17 protein-coding genes and 1 other RNA gene are annotated in these 19,189 nt (G+C 43.7%); 14 read left to right on the top strand and 4 right to left on the bottom strand.

Annotated elements, in window-relative coordinates; translation table 11 throughout:
• Window positions 1–57: 57 nt before the first annotated feature.
• The 5 genes from JNG37_RS02360 (at window position 58) to JNG37_RS02340 (ending at window position 5,801) form a co-directional block, all read left to right on the top strand.
• Window positions 58–1,596 (top strand): AAA family ATPase, encoded by a 1,539-nt coding sequence (locus JNG37_RS02360; RefSeq protein ID WP_261979820.1) that lies wholly within the window; start codon window positions 58–60, stop codon window positions 1,594–1,596.
• Window positions 1,586–2,938 carry a 5-methylcytosine restriction system specificity protein McrC gene (locus JNG37_RS02355; RefSeq protein WP_158455624.1) on the top strand — a complete coding sequence of 451 codons (1,353 nt, stop codon included), beginning with the start codon at window positions 1,586–1,588 and terminating at the stop codon, window positions 2,936–2,938. The genes JNG37_RS02360 and JNG37_RS02355 overlap by 11 nt, the downstream gene beginning before the upstream one ends.
• Window positions 2,939–3,003: 65 nt before the next feature.
• Window positions 3,004–3,168, top strand: coding sequence for a hypothetical protein (locus tag JNG37_RS02350; protein ID WP_238336228.1), 165 nt, complete (start codon window positions 3,004–3,006; stop codon window positions 3,166–3,168).
• A 129-nt stretch (window positions 3,169–3,297) separates the two neighbouring features.
• Entirely contained in the window at window positions 3,298–4,974 is a 1,677-nt protein-coding gene (locus JNG37_RS02345; RefSeq protein ID WP_187321616.1) for an ABC transporter ATP-binding protein, read from the top strand.
• The gene (locus JNG37_RS02340; RefSeq protein ID WP_158455620.1) at window positions 4,971–5,801 is read left to right on the top strand and encodes an energy-coupling factor transporter transmembrane component T family protein; all 831 of its coding nucleotides are present in this window, start codon (window positions 4,971–4,973) and stop codon (window positions 5,799–5,801) included. The genes JNG37_RS02345 and JNG37_RS02340 overlap by 4 nt, the downstream gene beginning before the upstream one ends.
• 28 nt (window positions 5,802–5,829) lie before the next feature.
• Here JNG37_RS02340 and rsmG read toward each other — a convergent pair whose 3' ends face one another.
• From rsmG to recU, 3 genes are all read right to left on the bottom strand, one after another.
• Window positions 5,830–6,543, bottom strand: a complete 714-nt coding sequence (rsmG, locus tag JNG37_RS02335) for a 16S rRNA (guanine(527)-N(7))-methyltransferase RsmG (protein ID WP_158455618.1) — start codon at window positions 6,541–6,543, stop codon at window positions 5,830–5,832.
• Between the two features lie 105 nt (window positions 6,544–6,648).
• A complete protein-coding gene (gene pbp1a / locus JNG37_RS02330; protein ID WP_158456072.1) occupies window positions 6,649–8,763 on the bottom strand; it encodes a penicillin-binding protein PBP1A in 2,115 nt (704 codons plus the stop codon).
• A 43-nt stretch (window positions 8,764–8,806) separates the two neighbouring features.
• On the bottom strand, window positions 8,807–9,415 hold the full coding sequence (gene recU / locus JNG37_RS02325) for a Holliday junction resolvase RecU (RefSeq protein ID WP_158455616.1): 609 nt from the start codon (window positions 9,413–9,415) through the stop codon (window positions 8,807–8,809).
• 65 nt (window positions 9,416–9,480) lie between these two features.
• Between recU and JNG37_RS02320 the strand changes: the two genes are divergently transcribed.
• The 5 genes from JNG37_RS02320 to JNG37_RS02300 all read left to right on the top strand — a co-directional run bounded on the left by JNG37_RS02320 (window position 9,481) and on the right by JNG37_RS02300 (window position 13,370).
• Window positions 9,481–10,020, top strand: a complete 540-nt coding sequence (locus tag JNG37_RS02320; RefSeq protein WP_158455614.1) for an SLOG family protein — start codon at window positions 9,481–9,483, stop codon at window positions 10,018–10,020.
• Between the two features lie 69 nt (window positions 10,021–10,089).
• Complete coding sequence (gene gpsB, locus JNG37_RS02315) at window positions 10,090–10,416, top strand: cell division regulator GpsB (protein ID WP_158455612.1); 327 nt, start codon at window positions 10,090–10,092, stop codon at window positions 10,414–10,416.
• 21 nt (window positions 10,417–10,437) lie between these two features.
• An RNA gene (rnpB, locus tag JNG37_RS02310) (RNase P RNA component class B) lies at window positions 10,438–10,801 on the top strand.
• Window positions 10,802–10,853: 52 nt separating this feature from the next.
• Entirely contained in the window at window positions 10,854–12,017 is a 1,164-nt protein-coding gene (locus JNG37_RS02305; RefSeq protein ID WP_158455610.1) for a THUMP domain-containing class I SAM-dependent RNA methyltransferase, read from the top strand.
• Between the two features lie 3 nt (window positions 12,018–12,020).
• The gene (locus JNG37_RS02300; RefSeq protein WP_187321606.1) at window positions 12,021–13,370 is read left to right on the top strand and encodes a cell division site-positioning protein MapZ family protein; all 1,350 of its coding nucleotides are present in this window, start codon (window positions 12,021–12,023) and stop codon (window positions 13,368–13,370) included.
• A 32-nt stretch (window positions 13,371–13,402) separates the two neighbouring features.
• Here the strand turns inward: JNG37_RS02300 and JNG37_RS02295 are convergent, their stop codons facing one another.
• The gene (locus JNG37_RS02295) at window positions 13,403–13,885 is read right to left on the bottom strand and encodes an S-ribosylhomocysteine lyase (protein ID WP_158455608.1); all 483 of its coding nucleotides are present in this window, start codon (window positions 13,883–13,885) and stop codon (window positions 13,403–13,405) included.
• Between the two features lie 134 nt (window positions 13,886–14,019).
• On the opposite strand from JNG37_RS02295, the gene JNG37_RS02290 reads away from it, so the two are divergent.
• From JNG37_RS02290 to JNG37_RS02275, 4 genes are all read left to right on the top strand, one after another.
• Entirely contained in the window at window positions 14,020–15,633 is a 1,614-nt protein-coding gene (locus JNG37_RS02290; RefSeq protein ID WP_158455606.1) for a ribonuclease Y, read from the top strand.
• A 99-nt stretch (window positions 15,634–15,732) separates the two neighbouring features.
• Window positions 15,733–16,356, top strand: coding sequence for a guanylate kinase (gene gmk / locus JNG37_RS02285; RefSeq protein ID WP_158455604.1), 624 nt, complete (start codon window positions 15,733–15,735; stop codon window positions 16,354–16,356).
• Between the two features lie 29 nt (window positions 16,357–16,385).
• Entirely contained in the window at window positions 16,386–16,700 is a 315-nt protein-coding gene (rpoZ, locus tag JNG37_RS02280) for a DNA-directed RNA polymerase subunit omega (RefSeq protein WP_158456068.1), read from the top strand.
• Between the two features lie 58 nt (window positions 16,701–16,758).
• Entirely contained in the window at window positions 16,759–19,140 is a 2,382-nt protein-coding gene (locus JNG37_RS02275) for a primosomal protein N' (RefSeq protein ID WP_158455602.1), read from the top strand.
• Window positions 19,141–19,189 lie beyond the last annotated feature (49 nt).

Raw genomic sequence — 19,189 nt, 5'->3', positions numbered from 1 at the left:
TGATATAATGACATAGTAGGGATTTTTTGTGTCAATCAGGTGAAAGGAAGAGCAGAAGTGGATAAGGAACTTGTATTGAGAAAGGTAAGAGAAGCATTTCCGAATGCTGTTCAACATGAAACGAATAGTTATACTGCCTTTAGCGTAGAAAATAAGAAAGATAAAAAACGAAATTTTATAGAGATATCCAAGAGTAGAGTTGGGATAAAGGTAGCCATCCTTTCTCGTTTCTTATCCAGCCAGGAGAAGACCTTGTTTACCATTGCACCCAAGCAACATGGCTGGGCTATTGATGCTAATTGCTATATACAATCGGAAGAGGATATCGACAGGGTCTTGCCTTTCGTTCGGAAATCCTACGAGGGGGTTAGACTTAGTGAAAAACCATTTGCTGAGGTAAATGAACAAGTAATCAAAGAAAGGGATAAAATGAAATCGACATTAAAAACTAGCTTAATTTCTTCCCGCAACCTCATTCTCCGTGGGGCACCTGGTACAGGAAAAACCTATCTTGCCAAGCAAATTGCAGAGGAATTGACAGATGGACATCCAGAACAAATCGGTTTTGTTCAATTTCATCCTTCCTATGATTACACGGATTTTGTGGAAGGCTTGCGACCGGTAAAAGATGATTCTGGAGAAATCAAGTTTGACATCAAATCTGGAATTTTCAAAGAGTTTTGTCAAAAAGCTATGGATTCCTCAAAAACTGGAGGACAGGACAACTTTGACGAGGCTTGGGAAAAGTTTTGGGAGGCTGTTTCTGATGAGCCAGACGGCTACAGGATGAAAACTCTCAAAGGCAAGCCGATGAATTTAGTGGCCTATGAAAAAGGGGATATGACTGGCGTAACAGAGAAAGAATCAGATAGTCGATTCTATAACCGTAACCAATGTTATAATGTTTACCGTGGCCTACCAGGAACGCCAAAAGGTGGCTTTGATACCTATCGCAAAGCGATTATTAAAGAAATGGCAGAAAAATTCGGTCTAAAACCCTATCAAGCTCCTGAAGATATTCAATCTGACAAAAAATTCGTCTTTATCATCGATGAAATCAACCGTGGGGAGATTTCCAAGATTTTTGGTGAGTTGTTCTATGCTATTGATCCTGGTTATCGGGGCAAAAAGGGAGCAATTTCGACTCAGTATGCTAATATGCATGAAGGGGAAGAAAAGTTCTATATTCCGGAAAATGTTTATATCATTGGTACCATGAATGATATTGACCGTTCGGTGGATAGTTTTGATTTTGCCATGCGACGTCGTTTTCGTTTTGTTGAGATAAAAGCTGAAGATTGTTTAGGGATGTGGAAGAATCAGCTAGACGACAGTAAGATTCTAGAAGCGACCGTCCGACTGAGACATCTTAATCAGGCAATTGAAAAAATAGCGGATCTCAATCGAAACTACCATATCGGACCATCCTATTTTTTAGCTCTTCCGCAACTGGATTACGATTATGAACGGCTATGGCAAGATTATATTCAGCCCTTGTTAGAAGAATATCTTCGAGGTAGCTATCAAGAGGCGGAACAGTTAGAGGAATTGAAAGCTGCATTTGATAAGCTTGAGGAAATGGACGATGTGGATTAGAGACAATCAGCATGGGATTTCGAAATCAGTTTTTAAAGAGCGGTATCCTTTTTTGGCGGATCACTTGCTTGATAGGAGTTTGGAGTCTTTAGCCAAAGAACAGGGTTTATTCCTGTTTCCGACGAGCTGGCAAGAAATTCCTGATCTCGACAAATCAGAAAAGCTGTTTGAGACTGTCGATCATTCCTTACGGACTGGAAATGTCATTGGCTTTATCGGATATCAGAATGACCAGTTGACGATTCATTCCCGCTTTGCTCAAAGTGATAAGGAAGATTATTTTCTGCATTACATGTTACAGAAGGTGCTTCATCTCAATGTCACCAATCTAGAAACCTCATTTTCACTCGAACAGCAATTCTATCAGCTGTTTATTTGCCTTTTTCCATCATTTCTTCAGGCTGCTTTACGAAAGGGACTCTACAAAGAATATCGCCGTTTTCATCATCATGATGCGAATTTGAAGGGAGCCTTGGATATCGCTCGGCAATTGAAAACTAGCACACCATTTGAAGGGAAGATGGCTTATAGCACCAGGGAGTTTTCTTTTGATAATAATCTGATGCAACTGGTCCGACATACTATCGAGTATATCAAGGGGCACCAACTTTCACGTACGTCCCTGCTATTTCAAGACAAGGATAGGGAGAATATAGAAACAGTCATTCAAGCGACTCCTCGCTACCAATTAGCAGATAGGACAAAAATCATCTACCAAAACCAAGTTGCACCTGTTCGTCATGCTTATTATCATGAATATGGGACCTTGCAAAAACTTTGTTTGTTGATTCTGAAAGGAACAAGGCATGGTGTTGGGGAGAGGCAGCAGCAGAAAATTCAAGGTATTCTGTTTGATGTGGCTTGGCTATGGGAAGAATATCTAGCACAACTGTTAGGGGAAGAGTTTCATCATCCGCGAAATAAGGCGAAGAGTGGCAGTTTTTCCATGTTTCAAGGTGGAAATGGGCGTATTTATCCTGATTTTGTTTCCCTTTCGAAAAGGGTTGTTGCAGATGCCAAGTACAAACCTATCGACAATATCAAAGGAAGGGATTACTTGCAGCTAGTGGCCTATATGTACCGATTTGATGCTCGGAAAGGCTTTTATTTATTTCCTCATTCTGGGAAAATTGAAGAGAGTAAGCAGTATGAATTGTTGGAGGGGAAAGGTCAAAGAAGAAATGAACCAGTCGTGGTTGAAAAACTGGGCTTGGCGATCCCTCAAGGAGTAGCATCTTTTGATGAGTTTTGCCAGCAAATAGAAAGAAATGAGCAGGTCTTTCTACAGTCGCTTCTATCCAAGTCTAGGGGAGAAATCTCTGAGGTTATGGGGGCAAAATAATTGTTTCCCTAAGAAAAATCAACTATACTAAACCTATCAACTAGAAAAGAGTTGAAGATGAAGTCTTGATTTCACTCAATGTAGCAACTAAAGAAGAAGTGGGCAGCTTGGTGGAGCGTGTAGAAGTCAATGGTGGACAAATTACAGGTCGACCAACAGATGCCTATGACTTTTACGGTGCCAGCTTTACAGATTTGGATGGACATCATTTCAACGTGATTGTGATGTAAGATGCTCTTGTTTTTTCAATAACGATTTATTTTTAAAGTTTAAATAAGAAAATCGTTCGTCATAGCTTATGGATTGGGAGAATCTGAGGATTCTTCCTTTTTTTCATGCTGGATTTTGATATAATAGGAATTATGAAAAAAGTCATCGAATTCAAAAATTTTTCCTTTAAATACAATGCGCAGACGGATGCGACCTTACACGGTATTGATTTGACCATTTATGAAGGAGAGAAGGTGCTGATTATTGGACCATCTGGTTCAGGCAAGTCCACTCTCGGTCAGGTCTTGAATGGGATTATCCCTGCCATTCATAAGGGAACCCATACAGGGGATTTTGAACTGATGGGGATCCCTGCCTTTGACCAGTCTATTTACCAAAAATCTCTTATGGTCAGCACCGTTTTGCAAGATACGGATGGTCAGTTTATTGGGCTTTCTGTAGCAGAAGATTTGGCCTTTGCCTTGGAAAATGACATGGAAACCTTGGCGACTATGAAGGAGCGAGTTCATGACTGGGCAGAACGCTTGGACTTAAAAGAACTGTTGGACCATCGTCCCCAGGATCTCTCGGGAGGTCAGAAGCAACGGGTTAGCCTAGCAGGAGTCTTGATCGATGAAAGTCCGATTTTGTTGTTTGATGAACCTTTGGCCAATTTGGATCCAAAATCTGGACAGGATACCATTGATTTGATTGACCGGATTCATAATGAAGAAGGAACAACGACCATTATTATCGAGCACCGCTTGGAAGATGTGCTTTACCGCCAGGTGGACCGAATTGTCTTGATCAATGGTGGGCGTCTGGTCTTTAATGGTCATCCTGACCAACTCTTACAATCGGATTTGCTGCAAGAAAATGGTATTCGAGAGCCGCTCTATCTAGCAACTTTACGTGCCCTCGGTTATCAATTGGCGGATATTTCTCATCCATCTTCATTGGAAAAAATAGATTTGATAGACCGAGCTATTCCAGATTTACCGCATATTGAACGAGCTCAGAAGGATCGCACCCCCCTGCTAGAGATTTCTCAGTTGCAAGTCGCTTACGGAGATCATCAAGTGATTCCTGATATGGATCTGACGATTTACCAGGGAGAACGCCTGGCTATCGTCGGAAAAAATGGTGCAGGAAAATCGACCTTGGCAAAGGCCCTCTGTGGTTTTCTGCCTGTTCAAGGTCAGTTTTTGTGGCAGGGTCAATCCATAGCGGATGACTCTGTCAAAGAAAGAGCCCAGCGGATTGGCTATGTTTTACAAAATCCCAACCAAATGATCAGTCAGACTATGATTTTTGATGAAGTTGCCTTGGGATTGCGCCTCAGAGGAATGGCAGAAGACCAGATTCAAAGTAAGGTAGAGTCAGTCTTGGAAGTGTGCGGGCTCTATCCATTTCGGAAGTGGCCCATTTCAGCCCTTTCATATGGGCAGAAAAAGCGCGTGACCATCGCCTCTATTTTGGTTCTGGAGCCTGATATTATCCTCTTGGATGAGCCAACAGCTGGACAGGACCAACGTCATTACCGCGAAATGATGGACTTTCTGAATCAACTAAATGCACAAGGGCAAACGATTGTGATGATTACCCATGACATGCAGCTGATGTTGGACTACTGTGACAGGGCCTTGGTTGTCGTAGATGGACAGATTGTCTATCAGGGACATCCAGCTGAACTCTTGGTCAAGCAACCAGTGATTGAGCAGGCCAATCTCAAGGAAACCAGTATTTTTCATCTGGCAGAAAAGATGGGCTTGGATCCTCTGGATTTGACCAATTTATACATGAAAACAGAAAGGAGAGAAGCATGAGTCAACACTTAATCGGCTATCAACCTGGCCAAGGATTCATCTACCAGCTGTCAGCAGTTACAAAGATGCTCTTTTTCCTTTTGATCTCCATTATCGCCATGGTCACTTATGATACACGATTGATTCTGGTCATTGCAGTTTTTTCACTCAGTCTCTTTCGTTTGTCAAAAATTCGACTCAAGGACGTGTCCTTTGTCCTTGTATTTACAACGATTTTTGCCCTTCTCAATGCCTTGATGGTCTATCTGTTTGCTCCGCAATACGGAGTCAGCCTCTATGGCGCTAAGACTGTTTTATGGGAAGGTCTGGGCATTTATACAGTGACCAGTCAGCAACTGTTTTACATGCTTAACATGGTGCTCAAGTATTTTTGTACTGTTCCTCTGGCGGTGGTCTTTCTGATGACAACCCATCCCAGTCAATTTGCCTCTAGTCTGAATCAGATTGGGGTTCCCTATAAGATTGCTTATGCAGTCAGTCTCACCATGCGCTACATTCCAGATATCCAGGAAGAATTTTTCACCATTCGAATGTCTCAAGAGGCACGTGGTTTAGAGTTGTCTAAAAAAGGGAAATTGATGGATCGTATTAAGGGTAACCTTTCCTTAGTTGTTCCCTTGATTTTCAGTTCTTTGGGACGAATTGATACCATCTCAACTGCAATGGAATTGCGCCGCTTTGGAAAAAATTCGAAGCGGACCTGGTTTACTTACCAAGCTTTGCAAAAGCAGGACTACCTTGTTTTTATGGTGATTGCCCTCTTTGCTTGTACAGCCATTGCACTATTTATTCTCAATCAAGGGCGATTTTATAATCCTTGGAAATAAGAAAAAGGAGTTCCAGTTGGAACTCCTTTTAAAGTGGCCGTTTTGCTGGGATACCCGCCTTACGTGGGTACTTGTTTGGGGTTTCTTTTTTCTTTTCAACAACTGTCAGGGTACGGGGGTCGCCATTCGGCAATTGGTAATCCTGGTTTTCAATGACCTTGGCAAAGAGTAGGTTGAGGGCGTTCTTTGCAGCTTCCAGTTCGTTTTCAGCATCAGAAGCCTTGAGGGCTATCAAGCGACCATTGAGAGCTAAAAAAGGAATGGTTAGCTCAGATAAGACCTGCATGCGGGCAACCGCACGTGCGGTGACCAACTGAAATTGCGCCCGAAAACTCTTGTCATGGGCAAAGTCCTCTGCACGACCATGGTAAAAATGTACTTTTTCCAATTCCAGTTCTTCAGCCAAATGGTTCAAAAAGGTGATGCGCTTGTTGAGAGAGTCGATAATCGTCACCTCAAGCTCTGGAAATACAATCTTCATTGGTAAGCTTGGAAAGCCAGCTCCAGCCCCGATGTCTAATAGCTTGAAATTTTGGTTGGTAATATACCCCTGTAAAATTGGAGCAAGGGAATCAAAGAAGTGTTTGAGATAGACCTCTTCTTCTTCTGTGATAGCCGTTAGATTGATTTTTTCATTCCACTCTACCAAGAGTTGGAAGTAGCGTTGAAATTGCTGTTTCTGTTTGTCTGTTAAGACAATGCCCTTCTGAGCAAGTGTTTGATAAAATTCTTCTGGTTTCATACTTCTATCTTATCATATTCCATTAAAAAAAGAAAAACCCAGCCCTTTGTCGCGACCTCCAAAGTTTTCACTTGTTGGTTTGCAGTTCAAAGGGCTGAGCTATTTTTATTGATCACTGTCGTTGGATTGATCTTGAGTGGTATCTGTTGTCGTTTCAGATGTTGTTTGACTGGTTTCAGTCGTTGTAGATTCCGTTTCAACAGCAGTAGATGAAGTGGTTGAAGATTGGGAATTATAATTGTTATTATAAGAATTACGATAGTTGTAACTATTGTAGAGGATGTTGTTGTAACTGTCGCTGCCTTTCAAGTAGAGGTTACTACCGTATTGGTAGAGTCCCTCAGGCATTTCCCAATCGACAGCTGTCTCAACTGGGTTGAGGTAGGCCATCATGTTGCGGAAGACATCTGTTGCAATCTTCATACCGCTATCCAAGACGGGTGTCTTTCTATTAGTGTAACCTGACCAGACAGCCATAGCATATTTGGTCGAATAACCAACAAAGTTTTCATCGGGGACGACCATCATGCTGTAATTAGCTGCTTCATTGTTGGCAAGAATTTCTGTGTACTCACTATCCGTGTAGTTTGAGGTACCGGTTTTACCAGCCATTGGGACACCTGTTACAGCACCATTTAACCCAGTTCCCGATGTCATAACGCTCTTCAGCATATCTGTCATCATGTAGGCTGTTTCAGCTGTCATGACACGATTGCCTTCTGGTTGGTACTCTTGTTTGGTTCCGTCTGTAAAGACGACCTTATTGACATATTGCGGTTTGTAGTAGGTACCGCCGTTGGCAAATGCTGCATAGGCAGCTGCCATCTTCTCACTACTTGCTCCATATTCACTACTAGACTCAGTTGTATTACTTGAGATAGCGTTTGAATAGAGGAGTTGTGGGTAATTGATGCCGACGCTGTTCAAGAAGCTGAGGGCCTTGTCCAAACCAGTTTCCTCAAGTGCTTTTACAGCGGGTACGTTTCGTGAATACTGGAGGGCTGTCTTGACAGAAATTGTGCCGTAGTAACTTCTATCCCAGTTGTAAACTGGAGTAGTTGTTCCAGGGTAGTAATAAGGGCCGTCTAGAATGGTATCTGCAGTTGAATTATAGATACCATTTTCAATCGCTGGGGCATAGTCGGTAATGGGTTTCATGGTTGAGCCGAAGTCGCGATTGGTTTCAACTGCCTGGTTGGTACCAAACGATACGCTACTTGATTGATTTCGCCCGCCAAGTTGAGCAACAACCTTACCATTGCTGACATCGACGACTGTTGAGGCTACTTGGAAGGTAGTGTCAGGATAGGTGATATATAGGTCTGTGTTATAGATATTCCAGAGCTGTTGTTGTGCTGCAGTATCGACGTTTGTATACACATCCATACCAGTCGTCAAGAGGTTGTAACCTGTTTTTTCTTCTACTTCAGCAATGACTTCCTTGAGGTAGTTGTCCATATATGCTGGATAGGCTGAAGTGCTGGTTAAGGGTTGTAGGCCATCTGTAATAGGTGTCACGACCGCTTGTTCATATTGTTCCATAGTGATGTAATCCAGCTTCAACATCTGAGAAAGGACTAAATCACGGCGGTTCTTGGCAACTTCAGGCTGAGTATACGGATCGTATTGATTTGGTGCTTGTGGCATACCAGCCAAAAGGGCTAGCTGGGGTAGGGTCAGGTCTTTCAGTTCTTTGCCGTAAAATGCTTGGGCAGCTGTCTTCATCCCGTAGTTTCCGTTGGACATATAGACCTTGTTTACATAGTAAGTCAAGATGTCTTGTTTGGTTTTCATACGCTCCAGTTTGAGGGCAAGCCAAGCTTCTTGGATCTTACGCTTGATGTTTTGGTCCTCTGTCGAAGTCGAGAAGTAAGTTAATTTAATCAGCTGTTGGTCCAAGGTTGATCCACCTTGCAGATTTCCACCGCTTAGGTTGTTGAGCAAGGAACCAGCGATACGAATTACATCGACACCGCGGTGATTAAAGTAACGCTGATCTTCAATGGCGACAATAGCGTTGACCAAATCCGTAGGGATTTCAGATGCATCTGCATTTGAGCGTTTTTCTGCTCCTAGGTCAGCAATGAGCGTGCCGTCCTTGTCATAAATTTTACTTGAAACCGTTGCTGTCAATGTTTCCTCAGTCAATTCAGGAGCAGTAGCGATGTAATAACCTGCTAAGCAGGCTCCTGCAAGAAAGACAAAAAGAAAGAGTCCCATTAGGATATTGGCGCCAAGTATCAAGATGCGTTTGGTATTTGGATTATTCAATGGAGTCACCACCTAAAAATTTTTCTTCAACAATTGTTAGATAGGGAAGGCTTGGATAGCCACCCATTTTGATTTCATAGCCATTTTCTTGGATATAAGAAAGTGGCAGAGATTTGCTACCATTATCAAGGTCATAGTAATGAAGCAAAGAGGAGGCAGGCAAGAGATAGGTCTCTCCAATGGTTGAAAAGTGGAGTAAGACAAAGGCAATGCCACCCTGTTGGAGTACCATCCGCATATGTTCCAGCTGGTGCTGGTGGAAGTTCTTCATCGGCATGGATGTCTTTTGTCTGGTTTCCTTGGCTTCGAAATCTATGTAGTGACCCTTGAAGACACCGGAGTAATCCGTTGTTGAGGCTTGTCTAAAGTAGGCTTCAACAATCTTGGCCCGACTCCGCTGAGGATAGTCAACTTTTACAATCTGAACAGGAGTAGGTTTCTTGTGGATTACCGCAAGGTTTCTGCTTAGATAGTATTGATTGCTGTCGTTAATGGCCGCTTCGAAGGTCATTCCGCGGTTGGCAAAGGAAATTTTTTCGTCTGGTCGCGGTTTTCCCCGCGGCACTACTTTTCTCCCAATTTGGTGAGGGTATTTGACCATAGTTCCTCTTCTTGATAAAATAGTATCAGCATATTATACCATAAAGAGGGGATTTTCAACAAATAATGACTTCCAAAACCGTATTGGTCCAAGGATACCGAGCTCATGAACTGGGGATATTTGGTCAGAAAGATCCACGATTGGCGATTATCAAAGAGGCTATTCGTAAGGATCTGATTTCCTTACTAGAAGAGGGGGCGAACTGGTTTATCTTCACAGGACAACTGGGGTTTGAATACTGGTGTTTGGAGACCTTATTGGACTTGAAAAAAGAGGGGTATGAATGCCAGATTGCCACGATTTTTTTATTTGCTAATCATGGAGAGAATTGGCAGGAACATCAACAGGAAAAATTGGCCCTCTTTCGGCAACAGGATTTCGTGAAAATTGCCTTTGAACGGTATGAAAATCCATCCCAATTTCGGGAGTTTAATCAATTTCTTCTAGATAAGACCAATCAGGCCTATGTATTTTATGAACCTGAAAATGAAACACAATTGAAATACCTTTACAATCTGCTGCTAACAAAGGAGGCTTATACTGTTAAAACGCTTACCTTTGAACGTCTAAATGAGGTGGCGGAAAATTTTGAAAAATTTGAGTGATTTGACTTGATTTTTCCCTATTTTTTTTAATATAATAGAATTAGTGACGTTTAGATTAGGGAGAGAGACATGGCAAGTATTAAATTTACAACTAAAGATATTTTTGAACAAGATTTTAAGATTGGTTTTCGTGGGTATGATCAGGATGAAGTCAATGATTTTTTAGATGAAATCATGAAGGACTATGACGCCTATGAAGCGATTATCAAGGAGTTGAAGGGTGAGATTGCACGCTTGAAAGCACAAGCAGCAAATGGTAATAAGCCAGTTGCACCAGTTGAAGAAACAACAACAATCCGTACGGAGCGAATGACATCAGCAACAAACTTTGATATTCTTCGCCGTCTCAATCGCTTGGAAAAAGAAGTATTCGGAAAGCAAATCGTTCAAGAATAGAGCGTTTGTGAAGTGTGTGCAATTTTTGGATAATCGCGTGGTAGCTATCTACCATGAGGAAAGTCCATGCTAGCACTGGCTGTGATGCCGGTAGTGTTTGTGCTAGGCGAATGCATAAGCCTAGGGACGTCTTTGACGTTACGGCGACTAAAATGGCTACGTCTTCGGATATGCCAAAGTAGGTCTGAAAGTGCCACAGTGACGAAGTTTTTATGGAAACGTAAAAAATGGAACGCGGTAAACCCCTCAAGCTAGCAACCCAAACTTTGGTCGGGGCATGGGATGGATGGAAACGAACAGAAATCCTGACTGTTTAGAACAGTAGACAGATGATTATCGAAGGTGGTAGGCCTAGTACCACCGGAACAAAACATGGCTTATAGAAAATTGCATAAATAGGTAGCTAGCTTTGCTAGCTTTTATTATAGAGGAAATACATGAAAAAACAATTTGAGCTGATTGCAACCGCGGCAGCGGGACTGGAAGCAGTTGTTGGAAGAGAATTAAAAGATTTGGGTTACAGCTGCCAAGTGGAAAACGGGCGAGTTCGGTTTACAGGAGGGGTCAAAGAAATTATTGAAAGCAATCTTTGGTTGCGTTCGGCTGACCGTATCAAAATTGTCGTAGGGCAATTTCCGGCTAGAACCTTTGAAGAACTGTTTCAAGGTGTGTTTGGCTTGGATTGGGAAAATTACCTGCCCTTGGGCTGTAAGTTCCCTATTTCCAAGGCAAAATGTGTCAAGTCCAAACTGCACAACGAACCAAGTGTGCAAGCTATTTCGAAAAAAGCAGTCGTAAAAAAATTGCAGAAGCACTATTCTCGACCAGAAGGCGTTCCTTTGCAAGAGCTTGGGGCAGAGTTCAAAATTGAGGTATCCATTTTGAAGGACCATGCGACGGTTCTGATTGATACAACAGGATCTAGTCTTTTTAAACGGGGTTATCGGGCGGAAAAAGGCGGAGCTCCTATCAAGGAAAATATGGCAGCTGCGATTTTGCAGTTGTCCAACTGGTATCCAGATAAGCCCTTGATTGATCCAACCTGTGGCTCAGGGACTTTTTGTATTGAGGCAGCCATGCTGGCTAGAAATATTGCGCCTGGTTTGAAGCGTTCCTTTGCTTTTGAAGAATGGAATTGGGTAGATCGAGACTTAGTTTTGCGTCTTCGTAAAGAAGCTCAGTCTGCTATCCGACAGGACCTAGTATTGGATATTGCGGGTTCGGACATCGATGGCCGTATGGTGGAAATAGCGAAAAAGAACGCCGTGGCTGCTGGAGTTGCAGATGATATTGTCTTCAAACAGATGCGATTACAGGATTTACGGACGGACAAAATCAACGGGGTCATTATTTCCAATCCTCCTTATGGTGAACGCTTGTTGGAAGATAAAGACTTGATTGACCTATACCGTGAAATGGGACAGACCTTTGCTCCTCTAAAAACCTGGTCTCAGTTTATTTTGACAAGCGATGAGTTATTTGAACAACGCTTTGGCCGACTGGCGGATAAGAAACGCAAACTTTATAACGGAACTTTGAAGGTTGACCTCTACCAATTTTTTGGTCAACGTGTCAAGCGAAATACAGAAAAGGTAGGATGACAAGTGGTAGATAAGAACAAACAATTTGTAGATGGTCAAGAAGAAAAGGTGCTGGATTTTGAAACAGCCAAGGATTTGACGGTCGGTGAGGCCGTCAAAAAACACAAGGAGATTGTTGCGGGGGTGACAGAAGAAGACGGTCTTTTGGACCGTTACATCAAGCAACACCGTGCAGAAATTGAATCCAAAAAAGCATGGGCAAAAGAAGAAGTTACAGCTCCTGTGGCAACTGCTGCAGATACAGCGAAAGAAACGGTTGAACAGGAGACAAAGCAGTTCGATCTTCCTAAGGAATCAGCTGCAACCATCGACCTGCTACCAGTAGTAGATAGTTTAGCGGAAGAAGAGGAAGATGATTTTGTTCTCGGTCCTGTTGAGGATACCTCGGCTCAGAAGAAGAAACTCTGGATTTGGGCGAGCTTGGGTCTAGCCTTTCTAGCAACTTTGGTGTCTGCCTTTATCTGGTTGAACCGCTCTTCGTCTTCAAATACGAGTTCGTCTTCTTCTAGCTCAACAAGCCAGACTAGTTCGGCAACTAGTTCAAGTTCAGAAGATGCGAGCTTAACTGCATTTAACGAACTTTACGCAAGTTTCTTTACTGACTCAAGCCTGTCAAAATTGAAAAATAGCGCTTTTGACAGCCTGGCAGATTTGAAGGCGATTTTGGACAAGATGGATAGTTCTTCAGATGCCTACAAGGAAGCAAAAGCTAAATATGATAGCCTTGAAAAAGCCATCGCAGCTACTCAAGCTATCAACAGCCAGTTTGATAAGGCCTTGATTGTGGATGGTGAGTTGGATACGACGGCAACAGCCAATTCTGGCGCAAGCTTTACAGCGACTGCAACAGGAATCTCTAGCGTAGATGCTACCTTGACAGCAGCTATCAACTTTGGGCAATCACAACTAGAAAATGCAGCAACGGTAGCAAGTTCAAGCAGTCAAGCAGCTGCCAATACAACAGCAAGTACAACGGCAAGTAGCACCAGTCAGGCGACGACAAGCGCTGCAGTAACCAATTCTGTTAGCGCCCTTTACGGTATTGCTGTACCAGAAGGAGTGACCTTGCAACGCAACCTCAGCCGTGTGCCATATGATCAGGCTAAGATTGATGATGTCAACAACGAAGCGTGGAACTTTAACCCAGGCATCCTTGAAAACATCATTGCCATCTCACAACAACGTGGCTATATTTCTGGAAACAACTATATTCTTGAAAAAGTCAATATTATTAATGGAAATGGCTATTACAACCTGTTCAAACCAGACGGTACCTACCTCTTCTCAATCAACTGTAAGACAGGTTACTTTGTTGGAAATGGCTCTGGCCACTCAGATGCATTGGATTACTAAACAAAAGAACAGCAGATAATCTGCTGTTCTTTTTAGATTGGTTTACGGTCAAAGGCGTCAGATGAAATACCTTGTTCTAAAATTAATTTTGCCCATTCTTTAGCAGAGTGGAGGCTATGGTCTTTGTAATTGCCACAGGATTCAATGGTTGTGCCAGGAACGTCTTCCCAAGTAATGGCAGTAGCGATTTCTTCAAGAGAAGCCTTGATAACTTTTGCAATTTCTTCAGGATCTTGTTTTCCCCACATAATCATGTGGAAGCCAGTGCGGCAACCAAAAGGTGAGCAGTCAATCAAACCATCGATGCGTTGGCGGATTAATTTTGCTAAGAGGTGCTCGATGGTATGGAGGCCAGCAGTATCCATGGCATTTTCGTTGGGTTGAACCATGCGAATATCAAAGTTGGTAATCACATCTCCCTTAGGGCCTTTTTCTTCTGAAATCAGTCGGATATAGGGTGCTTTTACAATGGTGTGGTCCAATTCAAAACTTTCTACAATGACGTCTTTAGGCATATGTTTCTCACTTTCTAAAATTCCTTCCAAATCATTATATCATATTTTAATTTTTTGAATTGTGAAATCGTTTCAATTATGATAGAATAAAAGAAGATTTTTGTGAAAATCTAATCGAAAAAAGAGGTAGAAAAATGGAATTTGTTACACTTGTAGTGACACTTGTTTCTGCTCTCATCGGTTTAGTCATTGGTTATCTAGCCATTTCTTTGAAAATGAAATCTGCAAAAGAAACTGCAGAACTGACACTTTTATCTGCTGAACAAGAGGCCAGCAACATGAGAGGTAAGGCAGAGCACGAAGCAGAAGCAATTCTTGCAACTGCAGAACGTGACCGCCAGACCCTCAAAAAAGAGTTGCTCTTGGAAGCGAAAGAAGAGGCACGAAAATATCGGGAGGAAGTTGCAGAAGAGTTTAAGTCTGAAAGACAAGAACTGAAGCAGACTGAGCTTCGCTTAACGGAGCGGGCCAGCAGCTTAGACCGCAAGGACGATAATTTAACGAACAAAGAAAAGGCTTTAGAACAAAAGGAACAAAGCCTAACTGATAAATCTAAACACATTGATGAGCGCGAGCAAGCTGTCCAAAAATTGGAAGAAGAAAAGGCGTTGGAATTGGAGAAAATTGCTTCTCTGACCCAGGACCAGGCTCGGGAGCAAATCTTGACAGAGACACGCGACAAGCTGACCCATGAAATCGCGACCCGCATCAAGGATGCTGAGCGTGAGGTGAAAGAACGTGCGGATAAAACCGCAAAAGATTTGTTGGCGCAAGCTATGCAACGGATCTCAGGTGAGTATGTGGCAGAGCAGACCATCACATCTGTTCACTTGCCAGACGATGCTATGAAGGGAAGAATCATTGGTCGTGAAGGTCGTAACATCCGTACCTTCGAAAGCTTGACGGGGATTGATGTCATTATTGATGATACGCCAGAAGTGGTTGTCTTGTCTGGCTTTGATCCTATTCGCCGTGAAATTGCTCGCATGACCATGGAAGCCCTGTTGCAAGACGGACGGATTCATCCAGCTCGCATCGAAGAGTTGGTTGACAAGCATCGCTTGGAGATGGACAACCGCATCCGCGAATATGGTGAAGCTGCAGCTTATGAAATTGGGGCACCAAATCTTCATCCTGATTTGATTAAGATTATGGGGCGCTTGCATTTCCGTACATCTTATGGTCAAAATGTCCTCCGTCATTCGATTGAAGTGGCAAAATTGGCTGGAGTCTTGGCAGCTGAGTTGGGTGAAAATGTCAATCTAGCCCGTCGTGCAGGTTTCTTGCATGATATCGGGAAAGCCATTGACCGTGAAGTGGACGGAAGTCACGTTGAAATCGGTACAGAATTGGCCCGTAAGTACAAAGAAAATCCAATCGTTGTCAACGCTATTGCCAGTCACCATGGGGATGTTGAAGCAACCAGCACTATTGCTGTGATTGTTGCCGCAGCGGATGCCTTGAGTGCAGCTCGTCCAGGTTCACGTCGTGAATCCATGGAAGCTTATATCAAGCGTCTACAAGACTTGGAAGAAATTGCTAATAGCTTTGATGGTATTAAGCAATCCTATGCGATTCAAGCGGGTCGTGAAGTGCGGATTATTGTTCATCCAAATAAAATTTCGGATGATCAGATCACTATCTTGGCACATGATGTGCGTGAAAAAATCGAGAATAACTTGGATTATCCTGGAAATATCAAGGTTACGGTTATTCGAGAAACCAGAGCAACAGATATTGCAAAATAAGAAGCAACCGACAGGTTGCTTTTTTCAATCCCTTCATCAAGGTGTTGAAATCTAGTCAGATTTTTGTTACACTAGATTGAAAGATGAAAAGGAGATGTCATGACCGAACGTGGCTTGCTAATTGTATTTTCTGGTCCTTCCGGGGTTGGAAAAGGAACTGTTCGAAAGGAAATCTTTGATAGTTCTGATAATAAATTTGAATATTCAGTTTCCATGACGACGCGTCCTCAGCGACCTGGTGAAGTGGACGGAGTAGATTACTTCTTCCGTTCAAGAGAAGAATTCGAAGATTTGATTCGTCAGGGTCAGATGTTGGAATACGCAGAATATGTTGGAAACTACTACGGGACGCCCTTGACATATGTCAATGAAACACTTGACAAGGGGATCGATGTCTTTCTTGAAATTGAAGTTCAAGGAGCGCTGCAGGTAAAACAAAAAGTGCCAGATGGAGTCTTTATTTTCTTGACCCCACCTGACTTGGAAGAATTGCAGGATCGCTTGGTTGGGCGTGGAACAGATAGCCAGGAAGTGATTGAGCAACGGATCGAGCGTGCTAAAGAAGAAATTGCCCTCATGCGCGAATACGATTACGCAGTTGTCAATGACCAAGTGCCTTTGGCGGCTGAACGTGTCAAACGAATTATTGAAGCGGAGCATTTCCGAGTAGATCGTGTCATTGGTCGCTACGATGAGATGATTAGTGAAACAGCTCATAGATAAGAAAAGTAGATAGAAAAGAGTAAATGATTATGATGTTAAAACCTTCGATTGATACCTTATTGGATAAGGTGCCATCAAAGTATTCTTTGGTGATTTTGGAAGCCAAGCGTGCCCATGAATTGGAAGCGGGAGCAAAACCAACCCAAGAATTTACTTCTGTTAAATCCACCCTGCGTGCCTTGGAAGAAATCGAGGCTGGCAACGTAGTGATTCACCCAGATCCAGAAGCCAAACGTGAAGCTGTTCGTCGTCGTGCAGAAGAGGCGAAACGTTTAGCAGAAGAAGAAGAGCGTAAAATCAAGGCTCAAATTGCCAAAGAGAAAGAAGATGGCGAAAAAATCTAGACACCTAAACTCAGTTGGCTTCCAGCTGAGTTTCTTTTGATTTTAGAAAGGAGGTTCTATGTTAGCGGAGATTATCGTGGATGTTCCCCTTATGCAGACGGACAAGCCCTATTCTTATCGTGTCCCATTCCAGTGGGAGGGGATGGTGCAAATCGGTGTGAGAGTCCATGTCCCCTTTGGTAAGGGAAATCGTTTGATCCAAGGGATTATTGTGGGATTATTGGATGAGCCAGCGTCGGAGGATACCAAGGACATAGCGGAAATCTTGGATTTCCGTCCCGTTTTGACTACGGAGCAACTCTGGTTGGCGGAACAATTGCGAAAGACTGTCTTTTCTTACAAAATCAGCCTCCTCAAAGCTATGTTGCCCAACCTCCTAAACTCCAGCTACGATAAGGTTTTACGTCCCAAGGTTTCTTTGGAAAAAGCAGAGCAGGAAAGCTTGTTTGGAGGGCGTGAGGAGATTCGATTTTCGGATTTGGATGTCGAGCATCAGGCACGTGTCATGCGATTGGCCCAGGCTGGCAAGATTGAGGTGGATTATGTTGCCATGGATAAAAAACACATCAAACGGGAAAAATGGTACCGGGTCTATCAGGACAAGCTAGCAGACTTTGACATTAGCAAGCGTGCCAAGAAACGCCAAGAGCTTAAAGCTCTGCTCTTGCAGCAGGCGGAGCCTGCGCCCCTAGCAAGCTTACGAGCAGACTATTCTAAAGAAATCCTCGACTTTTTTGAGGAACAGGGAGTGATTGAGGTCTGGGAGGAAGAGGTCAGTCGCAGTCAAGCTTACTTTGACAAGGTGGAGGCTAGCCAGGCCCTGACCTTAAACCCTGAGCAAGCCATTGCAGTCAGGCAGATTGTCTCGACTATTGGTCAGGAGAGCCAGACCTATCTGCTGCAAGGCGTGACAGGGTCTGGTAAGACGGAGGTCTATCTGCAGGTGATTGAGCGGGTCTTGGCTCAGGGAAAAACGGCTATTATGCTGGTGCCAGAAATTTCTCTGACGCCGCAGGTGACCAATCGTTTTATCGCTCGGTTTGGTCAGCAGGTAGCTATATTGCACTCAGGCCTGTCGGACGGTGAGAAGTATGATGAGTGGCGGAAGATTGAGCAGGGGCAGGCTCAGGTCGTGGTCGGTGCTCGGTCGGCAGTCTTTGCTCCCTTGAAAAATCTGGGGGTCATTATCATCGATGAGGAGCACGAGGCCACCTATAAACAAGACAGCAATCCTCGCTACCATGCACGTGAAGTGGCTAAGTTGCGAGCAGACTACAATCAGGCAGTCTTGGTCCTAGGCTCTGCGACACCTAGCTTGGAAACCAGGGCCCGTGCCAGTCGTGGCTTGTACGGTCTTTTAAGGCTTAATCAACGGGCCAATCCACTGGCTAAAATTCCAGAGGTGCAGGTAGTGGATTTTCGCGATTATATCGGTCAGCAGGAAGCTGGCAATTTTACCCCGATCCTCTTGGATAAAATCCGTGAGAAATTAGAGAAAAAGGAGCAGGTGGTCCTCATGCTCAACCGCAGGGGCTATTCTTCCTTTGTCATGTGCCGGGATTGTGGGACGGTTGACCAGTGTCCCAACTGCGATATTTCCCTGACCTTGCACATGGATAGTCGGTCCATGAACTGCCACTATTGTGGTTTTCAGAAGGCTATTCCCCAGATCTGTCCCAATTGCCAGTCGCGGTCCATTCGCTACTACGGTACGGGGACCCAGAAGGCTTATGATGAATTGCAGGAACTCTTGCCAGAAGCTCGGATTCTGCGAATGGATGTGGATACCACACGGAAAAAGGGAGCTCACGAGGACTTGTTGGACCGCTTTGGTCGGGGAGAAGCCGATATCTTGTTGGGCACCCAGATGATTGCCAAGGGACTGGATTTTCCAAACGTAACCCTGGTCGGCGTACTCAATGCGGATACAGCTCTGAACCTGCCTGATTTTCGTTCGTCTGAGCGGACCTTCCAGCTCTTGACCCAGGTAGCTGGTCGGGCAGGTCGAGCTGACAAGGAAGGGGAGGTCTTGATTCAGACCTACAACCCCAACCATTACGCCATTGCCTTTGCCAAGAATCAGGATTACGAAGGCTTCTACCAATATGAGATGAACATTCGTCGCAATCTGGGTTATCCTCCCTATTATTTCACGGTTGGATTGACCCTGTCGCACAAGTCGGAAGATTTTGTGGTGCAAAAGGCTTTTGAGGTGGTCAGCTTCTTACGGGAAAATCTCAGCGATAGCATTCGCATCTTGGGGCCAACTCCCAAACCCATTGCTCGTACCCATAACCTCTATCATTATCAAATTATTCTCAAGTACCGCAAGGAAGAAAATCTGGAAGCCGTTCTCAATCATATCCTGGACAAGACCCAGGAAAAGGAAATGAAGGATTTGCGGATGGTCATTGATAATGAACCGCAGAACATGATGTAAGTTAATAGGAGGCTGAAAAACAGCCTCTTTTTATCGTGAATAGGGCTTG

Origin of the sequence: Streptococcus suis, from assembly GCF_016775005.1 — a bacterium.
In the GTDB taxonomy this organism is placed as follows: domain Bacteria; phylum Bacillota; class Bacilli; order Lactobacillales; family Streptococcaceae; genus Streptococcus; species Streptococcus suivaginalis.
The sequence above is the reverse complement of the archived record's forward strand: the minus strand, read 5'-3'. Positions and strand labels throughout refer to the sequence as shown.

Excerpts from the sequence above, each read along its gene's own strand:
- JNG37_RS02355 (WP_158455624.1), top strand. The coding sequence starts at position 1,586 with ATGTGGATTAGAGACAATCAGCATGGGATTTCGAAATCAGTTTTTAAA.
- JNG37_RS02340 (WP_158455620.1), top strand. The coding sequence starts at position 4,971 with ATGAGTCAACACTTAATCGGCTATCAACCTGGCCAAGGATTCATCTAC.
- rsmG (WP_158455618.1), bottom strand. The coding sequence starts at position 6,543 with ATGAAACCAGAAGAATTTTATCAAACACTTGCTCAGAAGGGCATTGTC.
- pbp1a (WP_158456072.1), bottom strand. The coding sequence starts at position 8,763 with ATGGGACTCTTTCTTTTTGTCTTTCTTGCAGGAGCCTGCTTAGCAGGT.
- recU (WP_158455616.1), bottom strand. The coding sequence starts at position 9,415 with ATGGTCAAATACCCTCACCAAATTGGGAGAAAAGTAGTGCCGCGGGGA.
- JNG37_RS02320 (WP_158455614.1), top strand. The coding sequence starts at position 9,481 with ATGACTTCCAAAACCGTATTGGTCCAAGGATACCGAGCTCATGAACTG.
- gpsB (WP_158455612.1), top strand. The coding sequence starts at position 10,090 with ATGGCAAGTATTAAATTTACAACTAAAGATATTTTTGAACAAGATTTT.
- JNG37_RS02305 (WP_158455610.1), top strand. The coding sequence starts at position 10,854 with ATGAAAAAACAATTTGAGCTGATTGCAACCGCGGCAGCGGGACTGGAA.
- JNG37_RS02295 (WP_158455608.1), bottom strand. The coding sequence starts at position 13,885 with ATGCCTAAAGACGTCATTGTAGAAAGTTTTGAATTGGACCACACCATT.
- JNG37_RS02290 (WP_158455606.1), top strand. The coding sequence starts at position 14,020 with ATGGAATTTGTTACACTTGTAGTGACACTTGTTTCTGCTCTCATCGGT.
- gmk (WP_158455604.1), top strand. The coding sequence starts at position 15,733 with ATGACCGAACGTGGCTTGCTAATTGTATTTTCTGGTCCTTCCGGGGTT.
- rpoZ (WP_158456068.1), top strand. The coding sequence starts at position 16,386 with ATGATGTTAAAACCTTCGATTGATACCTTATTGGATAAGGTGCCATCA.
- JNG37_RS02275 (WP_158455602.1), top strand. The coding sequence starts at position 16,759 with ATGTTAGCGGAGATTATCGTGGATGTTCCCCTTATGCAGACGGACAAG.